Source organism: Mucilaginibacter ginsenosidivorax, assembly GCF_007971525.1.
Lineage (GTDB): Bacteria > Bacteroidota > Bacteroidia > Sphingobacteriales > Sphingobacteriaceae > Mucilaginibacter > Mucilaginibacter ginsenosidivorax.
In genome coordinates, this window is sequence record NZ_CP042437.1 from 5,663,722 (window position 1) to 5,675,666 (window position 11,945).

Annotated in this window: 12 protein-coding genes; 11 read left to right on the forward strand and 1 reads right to left on the reverse strand. The window is 44.3% G+C overall.

All coding sequences use genetic code 11. From position 1 onward, the window contains the following. Positions 1 to 65: 65 nt before the first annotated feature. Positions 66 to 857 carry a CHAD domain-containing protein gene (locus FSB76_RS23665; protein WP_147057790.1) on the reverse strand — a complete coding sequence of 264 codons (792 nt, stop codon included), beginning with the start codon at positions 855 to 857 and terminating at the stop codon, positions 66 to 68. Between the two features lie 139 nt (positions 858 to 996). On the opposite strand from FSB76_RS23665, the gene FSB76_RS23670 reads away from it, so the two are divergent. The 11 genes from FSB76_RS23670 (at position 997) to FSB76_RS32750 (ending at position 11,942) form a co-directional block, all read left to right on the forward strand. Further along, on the forward strand, positions 997 to 1,281 hold the full coding sequence (locus tag FSB76_RS23670; RefSeq protein WP_147057792.1) for a hypothetical protein: 285 nt from the start codon (positions 997 to 999) through the stop codon (positions 1,279 to 1,281). Positions 1,282 to 1,323: 42 nt separating this feature from the next. Further along, the gene (locus tag FSB76_RS23675; RefSeq protein WP_147057793.1) at positions 1,324 to 1,515 is read left to right on the forward strand and encodes a hypothetical protein; all 192 of its coding nucleotides are present in this window, start codon (positions 1,324 to 1,326) and stop codon (positions 1,513 to 1,515) included. A 96-nt stretch (positions 1,516 to 1,611) separates the two neighbouring features. Continuing rightward, the gene (locus tag FSB76_RS23680) at positions 1,612 to 2,028 is read left to right on the forward strand and encodes a hypothetical protein (protein ID WP_147057795.1); all 417 of its coding nucleotides are present in this window, start codon (positions 1,612 to 1,614) and stop codon (positions 2,026 to 2,028) included. Positions 2,029 to 2,367: 339 nt separating this feature from the next. Continuing rightward, the gene (locus FSB76_RS23685) at positions 2,368 to 2,877 is read left to right on the forward strand and encodes a DUF3347 domain-containing protein (RefSeq protein ID WP_147057797.1); all 510 of its coding nucleotides are present in this window, start codon (positions 2,368 to 2,370) and stop codon (positions 2,875 to 2,877) included. Positions 2,878 to 2,919: 42 nt separating this feature from the next. Beyond that, positions 2,920 to 5,181 carry a multicopper oxidase domain-containing protein gene (locus FSB76_RS23690; RefSeq protein WP_192910096.1) on the forward strand — a complete coding sequence of 754 codons (2,262 nt, stop codon included), beginning with the start codon at positions 2,920 to 2,922 and terminating at the stop codon, positions 5,179 to 5,181. A 144-nt stretch (positions 5,182 to 5,325) separates the two neighbouring features. After that, the gene (locus FSB76_RS23695) at positions 5,326 to 7,350 is read left to right on the forward strand and encodes a copper-translocating P-type ATPase (RefSeq protein ID WP_147057799.1); all 2,025 of its coding nucleotides are present in this window, start codon (positions 5,326 to 5,328) and stop codon (positions 7,348 to 7,350) included. Positions 7,351 to 7,402: 52 nt separating this feature from the next. Beyond that, entirely contained in the window at positions 7,403 to 7,774 is a 372-nt protein-coding gene (locus FSB76_RS23700; RefSeq protein ID WP_147057801.1) for a DUF6799 domain-containing protein, read from the forward strand. A 190-nt stretch (positions 7,775 to 7,964) separates the two neighbouring features. Then, the gene (locus tag FSB76_RS23705) at positions 7,965 to 8,345 is read left to right on the forward strand and encodes an HYC_CC_PP family protein (RefSeq protein ID WP_147057803.1); all 381 of its coding nucleotides are present in this window, start codon (positions 7,965 to 7,967) and stop codon (positions 8,343 to 8,345) included. Between the two features lie 136 nt (positions 8,346 to 8,481). After that, complete coding sequence (locus FSB76_RS23710) at positions 8,482 to 8,727, forward strand: heavy metal-binding domain-containing protein (RefSeq protein ID WP_147057805.1); 246 nt, start codon at positions 8,482 to 8,484, stop codon at positions 8,725 to 8,727. Between the two features lie 51 nt (positions 8,728 to 8,778). Further along, positions 8,779 to 10,053 carry an efflux RND transporter permease subunit gene (locus FSB76_RS32745; RefSeq protein WP_147057807.1) on the forward strand — a complete coding sequence of 425 codons (1,275 nt, stop codon included), beginning with the start codon at positions 8,779 to 8,781 and terminating at the stop codon, positions 10,051 to 10,053. Then, a complete protein-coding gene (locus FSB76_RS32750) occupies positions 10,050 to 11,942 on the forward strand; it encodes an efflux RND transporter permease subunit (protein ID WP_147057809.1) in 1,893 nt (630 codons plus the stop codon). Before FSB76_RS32745 ends, FSB76_RS32750 begins: the two co-directional genes overlap by 4 nt. Positions 11,943 to 11,945: the final 3 nt, after the last annotated feature.

The following is an 11,945-nucleotide window of genomic DNA, read 5'->3' on the forward strand; positions in this document are numbered from 1 at the left end:
AGTCTTAAGTACCAGATCAAATAAGGATAATTTAAACTTTTGACTTAAGACTTAATACTATCGACTTAACTCACCTGTTCCAGCGGCAACTCGGTTACCGTTGTAGCCCGGTCATAAAACCCTTTAAGCAATTTGGTTACGCGTCTTTTTAGCTGCACTGCCTGTTTCTTCAGTAGCGCTACTGCAGTTTCACCATCCGTGGCTTCGGCGGTAAAAAGCTCCATGGTAACGCTGTTATCGTGCCAGTTGCCAACCGCATTTTGTACTTGTTCCAGGTAATCTTCGTTAAAAGCTCTGTCAAGGTTAGGTTTTACAAGGTGATAATTGTAAATCAGCATTTTAATTTGCTTGCGGCAGGTATGCAAATCCTCTGCGAAACTATGTTTTTGCAGCCCGGTAGCAATGGTTTCTAACTGATGCTCATAATATAAACCGATGTGCAGGTTTTTTAACTTTGGGATGCGTTCTTTCAATTTTCGCCGCACCTTGTGTAAAGTAACCAGGTATTGTATCCCATCTGCTCTAAACTGCTCTGCTAAAGTTTTTAATGACTGTTCCTGTCCCTGTATAAAATCTATTTGTACAACCTGCTGGCCTTTGGCCAGCTGAATGTTCATATATGCATTGCGTACATGACCTGCCTGCTTAAAAATTTCACGTACAGGTTTAAATAATTTGGTTGAGGTGTGGCCCTTTTTAGTACTTTCGATCAACGTAAAAAATGCCCTTAGTTTTTTTACACCCGTGCGAAAATGATGCAGGCTTTCCTGATTACCGGTTTTTATAAAGTCTTTTAAATGATGGGTCATGGAATGCCATTCGCGCTCCATATATTTTTTTTCGTCTTTTTTCTTCATGTTTAAAACAATGTTCAATAATAGGGTAACCCTATATGCCGCAGGTATGTTTCAATAGCCTGGATTTGATTGCAATATGAAAGGTTTTTTGCAAACCTTTTAGGTTCAAAACTGTCTTTTAAATACAATTATATTTATAATGAAAGCTTTTGAAATACGCGTTGGCCAGGGGCAGCGGCTGTTAAAGTTCGAACCGCAGGATAAAGTTAATCAATTTAAGATTTATGCGGCTGATAAGGCCGAAGATTGGATAGATTACGAGCAATCGAGATCGGTAGATGTGCCGCAAGATGGCTTGTTGGGCATCATTACGGTATATAGCGATCATCATTTTGATTTTGACGGACCAGGAGCTTTTACCGGCCAGGATTTATTAAGCATTGCAGCGCAAATTGTAAAGCATCCGCAGTTTAAGGCCGAATAGCGAATACAAAAACAGGATAACCATTTTTTAACCATATAAGCCATGAGCAAAAAAAGAACAACGCCCAACGAGCCCGACGAGATGCCGGTTACACCCGAAAGGCCCGAAATAAGGCAGCCAACTGATCCCGGTGAACCGGATGTACCCGAAGAAGGTCCTGAAAACATCCCAAATGAACTGCCGCCGGATGAAACCGAACAACCCGAGTTAAACCCGGATGAGTTTGAGAAATAGGAACAATGTTAACAGATAGCGGGTGAAATTTTACTAACCTTTATTTCATTCATTATTTTAATAATACCTTTGACCAATAATTACCGCAGGGGCTAAATGAAAAAAATCGGTGCTTTGGTTATTACCGCGTTTTACCTGTTATTAACAACAGGGGTATACACCTGCGTGTTGCACTGCACAACCGGATATCTTGTTGCCAACCTGGCCCCGCCTAAGCAAGCGCACCATTCGCATCAGGATGCCGGTAAAGATCAGGACGACGATGATGACTGCAAAAGCGACAACTGCAATTGTTGCTACCACCACGGAACTTATGTAGTAAAAGAAAATTTTAGCCCCGGTTTTGATTTTCAATTTGCAATTGGCCAGGTAGCGGTGATGTTGCCTGTTAATATGCATGTTTTTCACGTGCCGCAGGCAACGGCCAAATCAAAAAACTGGCCCAGGGCCACCGGCCCGCCGTTTGTTGCATCGCAACCCATTTACATTTATAACAAAACTCTTCTTATCTGATTCAAGCTTTTGCCGTACCCACCGGCCCTGGTTTTTAATGCCCGATTTTTTGCCTCAAGTAAAATAACGTTGGTTATATTGTACGCCATATTATTGGCGTTGTGCAACGTCTATCGGAAGTTCAATGATGTTTATCGCGTAATGTTGCCTGTTCTGCCGTATATGCCGGCCGGGGCTTAAAATCAATAAATAACATAACTTAATAACAAAATTCTGTAAGAAATTAAACTGTCATACAGGTTAAATTTGTACAGAATAAAAGGGAAGCATTTAGCTACTATAAAAAACTGCCTATACATGTGTAAGGCAGCTCATCTGTTTATCTTAATAACTAAAATCATGAAAAAAATATTTTTATTGGTTGCTTTAATTGCAACAGCATTTGCACAACAACTTTTTGCACAGGACACTAAAGCAACTGCGCTCAGTCCGCTTCTTTCATCTTACTATGGTGTTAAAGATGCTTTAATAAAATCGAACAGCGCCGATGCAGCCGCCAGCGCGGGTCAATTTTTAAAAACTGTTAACGGGGTCGATATAAAGTCGCTGCCTGCTACAGATGCTGCGGCGTTTCAATCATTACAGGAAAAACTGGCTTTTGATGCCCGGCACATATCCGAAAGTAAGGATATAGCCCATCAAAGGGAGCATTTTGCCAATTTTTCGGCAAATTTCTTTAAGCTGGTCAAAGCGGTAAAATTAACCGATAAGCCTGTTTACTACGCTTATTGCCCCATGAAAAAAAGCTATTGGCTATCGGCAGATGCGGCCATTAAAAATCCTTATTACGGCAATATGATGCTTACCTGCGGCAAGGTTAGCGAAACCATTAGCCCGGCAACCAAATAATTCATTAAATGCTGCCGGTATCATCCGGCAGCTTATTTTATTATGAAAAGATACGCAATAATTTTATTGAGTTTCTTTTTGTCTCTCTCAGCCTATGCGCAACATATGGCTATGAAAATGGACGAAAAGGAACCGCGAAAACCCTTTTATACCAAAGTGGGTAATCGCGAAATATATCATTTATACATTGCCGATACTACAGTAAACTACACAGGTAAATTAAAACCGGCTATGGCCATTAACGGCAGCATACCTGCTCCGGCATTGGAGTTTACAGAGGGCGATACTGCCGAAATATATGTGCATAACCAAATGATGATGGAAACTTCTATCCACTGGCATGGGCTTATATTGCCTAACCGCTATGACGGCGTTTCGTACCTCACCACCGCGCCCATTGAGGCCGGACAAACTCATTTTTACAAGTTCCCGCTGGTACAACACGGCACTTACTGGTATCACTCGCATACTATGACGCAGCAGCAAAGCGGAATGTACGGCGCCTTTATTATTCACCCCAAGCAGCCGCCCGAACAAAAGGAATATACCTTGTTGCTAAGCGATTGGACCAATGAAAACCCCGACCAGGTAGAACGGTCATTACATAACCAAACCGATTGGTACGGCATTCGTAAAGGCAGTACCCAAAATTATGCGGAAGCTGTAGCCGAAGGTCATCTTAAAACCAAGCTAACCAACGAATGGAAGCGAATGGTAGCCATGGATGTAAGCGATGTTTATTACGACCGTTTTTTTAGCAATGGCAAAGCAGTTAATAACGCCCCGCAGTTTAAAAAAGGCGACCAGGTGAAACTACATGTCATTAACGGCAGTTCATCAACCTACTTTTGGCTAAAGTATGCAGGCGGCAAAATTACCGTTGCAGCTAACGATGGCGAAGATGTGCAACCGGTGCCTGTTGACAGGCTGATCATAGCCGTAGCCGAAACATATGATGTAATAGTTACCATCCCTAACGACGGCAGCTTTGAATTTTTGGCGACTTCCGAAGATCGTACCCGGTCAACCTCATTATGGCTCGGTAGTGGCGCGCAGTTTAAAGCCAAGCCATTGCCCAGGCTCAAATATTTTGAAGGCATGAAGATGATGAACGACATGATGGGGATGGATGGCAACATGAAAAAAATGGATGGCATGGTGATGACCAACCAGGTAATGGACATGAATACCGTAATGTATCCCGAAATAACAGGGGATGAAACAGCCGCAAAAGATACGGGTGCTACTGCGAAAAAAATGAGTGATATGCCTGGTATGGATATGGCAGCTAACACCGATATGGTTACCCTTAATTATGCGATGTTAAAGGCCATTAAACCCACTAATTTACCTGCCGGCCCGCTAAAGGTGCTGCATTTTAACCTTACCGGTAACATGAACCGCTATGTTTGGACGATAAATAATAAAACGGTTTCCGAATCGGATAAGATACTGATCAAAAAAGGCGAAAATGTGCGTATCATCCTGTACAATAATACCATGATGCGCCACCCCATGCATTTGCACGGGCATTACTTTAGGGTGTTAAACGGGCAGGGTGATTATTCGCCATTAAAAAACACACTGGATATTATGCCGATGGAAACTGATACCATTGAGTTTGCGGCTACCGCAAGCGGCGATTGGTTTTTCCATTGCCATATACTTTACCATATGATGAGCGGGATGGGGCGCATATTCAGCTATGAAAATTCGCCGGCCAACCCCGAACTGCCCGACCCGGCCAGTGCCATAAAAAAAATATACGCCGATGACCGCCGCTTTTTCCCGGCTGCCAAAATAGGTCTGGAAAGCAATGGCAGCGACGGTACCGTTAGCATAGCCAATACCCGGTGGAAATTATCAACACTATGGCACCTTGGTGTAAACAGCCGCAAAGGTTATGAAAGCGAAACCATGGCAGGCCGTTATTTTGGGCAAATGCAATGGCTATATGCATATGCAGGGTTTGATTACCACTACAAAAAAACAAACGACCAGGAAAAGAACCTGTTTGGCCAGCAAAGCAATAAAAATAACCGCCATACCGTAGTTGCAGGGGTATCGTATATATTACCCATGCTGTTTGTTGCCGATGCCCGTGTGGACGGCAATGGCAAATTCAGGTTTCAATTGGGAAGGGAAGATATTCCTTTAACCAGCCGGCTAAGGTTTACGCTGATGGGAAATACAGATAGGGAATACGCTGTAGGCATGCGCTATATTTTTACCAAATATTTCTCAGTATCATCACATTATGATAGTGATATGGGCCTGGGTGGCGGCTTAACCTTAACTTATTAAGTGATGGTTGTTAGTTGTTTATATGACGGTGATCATTCCCTGGTTGGTTTGTAATTAGCAGCTTTGTTTGGTTATTCAGTTGAACAACAAAACGCAAAAGGTAAAGATGAAGTATTACGGAGTTTTTGTAGAAATGCACCTGAAATGGAAATGAACAAAATGCATGAGGGGATGGAGCATCAGCAAATGCACCATAGCCATGATCCGCATATGGGAATGTCAGAACATGACCACCATGCCATGATGATAGCCGATTTTAAAAAGCGGTTTTACGTGGTATTGGCGCTTACCGCTCCTATCATGTTGTTATCAACCATGATCCAGCATTTTATGGGGGTTAACTGGCAGTTCAAAGGCTCATCCTACATTTTGTTTGCTTTATCATCGGTGGTGTTTGTATATGGTGGCTGGCCTTTTTTAGCCGGTTTGGTAAGCGAGGCAAAAGCCAGAAATCCGGGGATGATGTTCTTGATAGGTTTTGCTATTACGGTGGCTTATAGTTACAGCGTAGCCATCGTTTTCGGTCTCAAAGGGATGGATTTCTTTTGGGAATTGGCCACCCTTATCCTCATTATGCTTTTAGGGCATTGGATAGAAATGAGATCGGTTATGGGTGCGTCAAATGAGCTGGAGCTGCTGGTTAAGCTTATGCCGGCCGATGCCCACATGGTAATGCCCGGTATGGTGCACGATGTAAAAACAGATACATTAAAAGCCAATGACGTTATCCTGGTAAAACCCGGAGAGAAAGTTGCGGCAGATGGTATTATACTGGAAGGCGAAAGCTACCTCAATGAATCGATGCTCACAGGCGAATCTCGGCCGGTGCAAAAAGTAAAGGGCGATAAAGTAATAGCCGGTTCCATCAACGGTAACGGTTCGTTTAAAGTAACAGTTTCACACGCCGCCAAAGATTCCTATTTATCGCAGGTAGTTAAGCTGGTTGACGATGCACAAAAGTCAAAATCGCAAACGCAGTTGCTGGCCGATACAGCAGCAAAATGGTTAACAGTTATAGCCTTAATAACAGGCATCGGTACGTTTATGTACTGGTTTTTAACCGGGCAAACCATAGCCTTCGCCATGGAACGGATGGTAACCGTTATAGTTATTTGTTGCCCACACGCTTTGGGGCTGGCTGTCCCGTTGGTAGTGGCCAAATCAACAGCATTATCGGCCAAACATGGCCTGCTCATTAAAAACCGCACCGCCTTTGAAAATGCCCGGAAAATTACCACCGTGGTATTTGATAAAACAGGAACGCTTACCTTGGGTAAATTTGAAGTATCAAAAGTTGTTTCGTTTAATAAAGAAATCAAACAGGACGACCTTATCCGCCTTGCTTCTGCCTTAGAACAAAACTCCGAGCATCCCATAGCCACCGGCATCCTGCAAAAAGTGAAAGACTTAAAAATTACTATCCCGCAGGCGCAAAACTTTAAGGCCATAACCGGCCAGGGTGTCGGGGCGACGGTAGATGGGAAAAGAGTATTGGTGGTTAGTCCGGGTTATCTAAAAGAAAATAAGCTGGCCGTTCCCGGTGAATACCAGGCCAATGATACTGAAACGGTAGTATTTGTACTGATTGACCAGCATCTGGCCGGATACATTGCCCTGTCGGATGAGATCCGCGCCGAATCGGCAGATGCCATCAAAACTTTGAGGCAGGAAAACATCAAGTCTGTTTTACTAACCGGTGATAACAGTAAGGTAGCGGCAAGTGTAAGTAAAACTTTAGGCATGGACAGCTTTATTGCCGAAGTATTGCCTCATCAAAAATTGGATAAGATTAAAGACTTGCAAATCAATGGCGAATTTGTAGCCATGACAGGCGACGGTGTTAACGACGCCCCCGCGCTGGCCCAGGCAGATATAGGTATTGCAGTAGGCTCGGGCAGCGATATAGCAGCCGAAACTGCCGGTATTGTACTGGTGAACAGTAATCCGAAAGATATTGTAAGCCTGATACTGTTTGGCAAGGCAACATATCGTAAAATGATCCAGAATTTGATTTGGGCAACCGGATATAATGTTGTTGCCCTACCCCTGGCTGCGGGTGTGTTATATAGCCGGGGCGTACTTTTAAGCCCGGCTGTAGGGGCGGTGTTAATGACGGTAAGTACCGTGGTTGTGGCTATAAACGCCAGCACGCTAAAAGTGAAAGAATAAACCGGGACTCTATCGATAAGCAAAATATTTAACCAATATAAATCAACAAAAAATGAAAAAAATGATGATTGCCCTGATGGCTGTTACCTTAAGTTGTAGCGCTATAGCACAAACCAAAACAACCGACACTACTATGCATAAAATGTCGCACAAGTCAATGCACAAGATGTCGCATATGTCGATGGATAAAATGCACGATTGTGTAATGATGAAAGACGGTAAAATGATAGCCATGATGAATGGCAAAACCATGCCCATGACAGAAGCTAAAACCATGACAAACGGTACCATTGTTGAGGCCGATGGAACCTGTAAGATGAAAGGCGGCAAAACAATAAAGTTGAAAGAAGGCCAGTGTGTGATGATGAATGGCGAAATGCCAAACATGCCGATGAAAAAAGATACCGCAAGGCATAAAATGTAGGCTGGATTTAAAGAACGGCTTATAGTTGTTTGGTAAGCCGTTTTTTTTGTGACGTGTATGTTGCCCGGATAGTTTAGGGTAAAAAAAAATTAAATACACAGCATATCAGGCAAATTATTGCTGCTGTTAACTCATAGTCATTTTAGAATTCTTCATCGCTTATATCTCAATTATTTTATACCTTAGATTTGTGAAACGCACAGCACTAATTTTAATCACGGCCATTTACCTATTATCCTGCGTGGGTATCGGGGTTAACCGTTTTTATTGCTGTGGTAAGCTGGCTTCAGTTACCCTTATTTATGGTGCCGATGACAGCCAGGCGCATAAAAAAGCCGATGACAGTTGTTGCAAAAACGAAAAACAAGGCTTTAAAATTAAAGATACCCATGTAAGTGCTTCGTTATTTACGTTACAGGCATTATCGCCGGTGTTGTTACCGGTCGTTAACCACTGGATATCAGCCAGTACCGTTAAGGAATTGCCATCCGCTATCGCTTATCAGGCTAATGCCCCGCCGGGGAGTACTGATATCCCGATATATACCCTTAATTGCATCTACAGGATCTGATCCTGTTCCCCCTCTCTTTTTAGCCGTTACCATGTGTAAAGGGGCTAACCTTTAAATTAAAATACATCATCTTAATTTATAATCAACGCGCAGGTTTTGCCTGTGTTATTTATTCATTTCTCAATTTTTAAAATCCATGAAAAAAGTAATGCTGATGGCAGTAGCCATCCTGTTTTCTGCGGCAACTGTTTTTGCAGCCAATGTACCAAACGGTAAAATGAGCGCCGATACCACCAAAAAGGCCAAGCCTGCAAAAGTACAGTACACCTGCACTATGCACCCCGAGGTATTGAGCGATAAACCCGGCAAATGCCCAAAATGTGGCATGACCCTGGTAAAAAAATCACCTGCTAAAAAGAAACCGGCGGCCATGAAAATGTAATTCATTAAGCCTGGCCGCCAACCCGCGGCCGGGCTTATCAAAACCATTAAGATGATTAACCAACTTATTAGCCTGTCGTTAAAAAACAGGTATATCGTTTTGTTTATTGCGCTTGCCCTTTTTGCCTGGGGCGCCTATGCGGTAAATGAAAACCCCATTGATGCTATACCCGATCTGTCAGACAACCAGGTTATCGTGTTTACCGAGTGGCAGGGCCGCAGCCCGCAAATTATGGAGGACCAGGTAACCTACCCGCTGGTGAGCAACCTACAGGGCATCCCGAAGGTTAAAGCCATTAGGGCAACGTCCATGTTTGGGATGAGTTTTGTTTATATTGTTTTTGAAGATAAAGCCGATGTGTACTGGGCCCGTAGCCGCGTACTGGAACGCCTGAACTACGCCCAGCGTTTACTACCGCAAGGCATAACACCCACCCTGGGGCCCGATGGTACGGGTGTTGGCCACATATTATGGTACACGCTTGACGCCAAAGGCATCGACCTGGGCGAGCAGCGTGCCTTGCAGGATTGGTATGTAAAATTGGGGTTGCAAACCGTGCCAGGCGTAAGCGAGGTAGCCTCCTTCGGCGGTTTCGAAAAACAATACCAGATCAGCATCGATCCGCATAAGCTCAACTATTATAATGTTCCCTTGTCGCAGGTACTTAAGGCGGTTAAAAGCAATAACAATGATGTAGGCGGCCGCAAGTTTGAGATGAACGGCACCGGCTATATTGTACGCGGGTTGGGCTACATTAAATCATTGGCGGATGTAGAAAATATAGCCGTTGGTGTTATTAAAACCATCCCCGTAAGGGTAAAAGATATTGCCACCGTGCAAATGGGCGGCGATGAACGCCTGGGCATTTTTGACCAGGATGGCCAGGGCGAAGCGGTTGGCGGTATTGTGGTGATGCGTTATGGCGAGAATGCCGATAAGGTGATTCACGCGGTTAAGAATAAAATGACCGATATTGAAAAAGGCTTGCCGCAGGGCGTAAAGTTTAACATAGCCTATGACCGCAGCGAACTGATAGAAAGCGCCGTTAAATCGGTTAAGCATACGCTGATTGAGGAAATGATTACGGTATCCATTATCGTTATCCTTTTCCTGTTTAGCTGGCGCAGTGCTTTGAGCATCATCATCCAAATCCCGATAACTATAGCGGCCAGCTTTATACTGCTTAATGCGTTTGGCATTTCCTCCAACATCATGTCGCTAACAGGTATAGCGTTGGCTATCGGTGTTATTGTAGATAATGGTATCGTAATGGTCGAGAATTCGCATCGCAATTTATCCATCGCACAACAAAAAAAGCAATCATGACCACTGCCGAAAGAATCAAGATCATAGAAGCATCCTGTAAACAGGTGGGGCGCGGTGTTTTTTTCTCTACCCTCATTATTGTTGCTTCATTTCTACCCGTATTTTTATTGGAAGGACAGGAGGGGAAGTTGTTTGGCCCCCTGGCCTGGACAAAAACTTTTATCCTCGCCATTGATGCCATATTGGCCGTAACACTGGCCCCTGTGCTGATCTCGTTTTTCCTGAAAGGGAAGTTAAGAACGGATGACCATAACCCCATAAACCGTGGGTTAGAAAAAATATACCGGCCGATACTCAGCTGGTGTGTAACCTGGCGTAAAACTACCATCGGCATTAATATAATTGCCTTGTTGGTAAGCATCCCGCTTTTACTGAGTTTGGGCAGCGAATTTATGCCCCCGCTGGATGAAGGCACCATCCTGTTTATGCCGGTTACCCTGCCCGATATCTCCAACGCCGAAGCCAAGCAACTATTGCAGGTCCAGGACAGGATCATTAAAAGCATTCCCGAAGTTAAAAATGTGTTGGGCAAGGCCGGCCGGGCCAATACGGCTACAGATAATTCGCCCATAAGCATGGTTGAAACCATTATTCTGTTAAAACCCACCAGCGAATGGCGTAAGGGAATTAAAAAAGAAGATATCATTAACGAGCTGAATGCCAAACTGCAAATACCCGGCGTAGTAAACGGCTGGACACAGCCCATTATCAACCGCATTAATATGCTCTCTACAGGTATCCGTACTGATGTGGGCCTAAAGGTGTACGGGCAAAACCTGGATACCATTTATGCTTTATCTAGCCAAATGAAACAGGCTTTGCAAGGGATAAACGGTGTAAAAGATTTATATGTTGACCCAATAACCGGCGGCAAATACCTGGATATCCGGGTGAACAAAGATGCTATAGGCCGGTACGGGTTAAGTGTTGACGATGTGAACGAAGTGGTAGAGAGCGCCCTGGGCGGTATGAACCTTACCCCAACTATTGAAGGGCGCAGGCGCTTTAGCGTAAATCTACGCCTGGCGCAGGATTACCGGAGTAACTTAGAAGATATTAAGCGCACGCTGGTACAAACACCATCCTTTGGTCCCGTGCCATTATCATCTGTGGCAGATATCAACATCAGCGATGGCCCGGCCATGATCCAGTCAGAAAACGCGCTGCTGCGCGGCACCGTGCTGTTCAACGTTCGTGACCGCGACCTGGGCAGCACCGTTCTGGAGGCGCAGGCCCGGTTAAACGCCATGGTTAAACTATTGCCCAAAGGCTATTTTATTGAATGGAGCGGCCAGTATGAAAACCTGATCCGCGCCGGGCACACCTTAAAGTTCATTCTGCCGGTTGTACTCATCATCATATTTGCCTGCCTGTATTTTGCGTTTCATTCCATCCGCGAGGCATTTTTTAGCCTGATCAGTATTCCCTTCGCTTTAATAGGCGGGGCTTATATGGTGTATTTTTTCGGGGTGCATTTGTCGGTTGCGGTGGCTGTTGGCTTTATAGCCTTATTTGGTATTGCTGTCGAAACAGGGATTGTGATGGTGATATACCTTAATGATGCCATGCAGCAGCTTGTTGCCTTAAAAGGAAATTCAAAAGAAAACATCAGCAAAAACGACCTGCGCGAATACGTAATGAATGGCGCGGTAAAACGGCTGCGGCCAAAGCTCATGACCGTTTGTGTTGCCTTATTTGGCCTGGTGCCCGTGTTATGGGCTACCGGCACCGGCAGCGATGTGATGCTGCCCATTGTACTGCCTATGATAGGCGGTGTATTAACATCTTCCACCCATATTTTGCTGGTTACACCCCTCATCTTTTTGATGGTGAAAGAGTACGAGCTGAAAAAATATGGCAAGCTGGAAGTTTTGGATGTAAAGGAATAAATC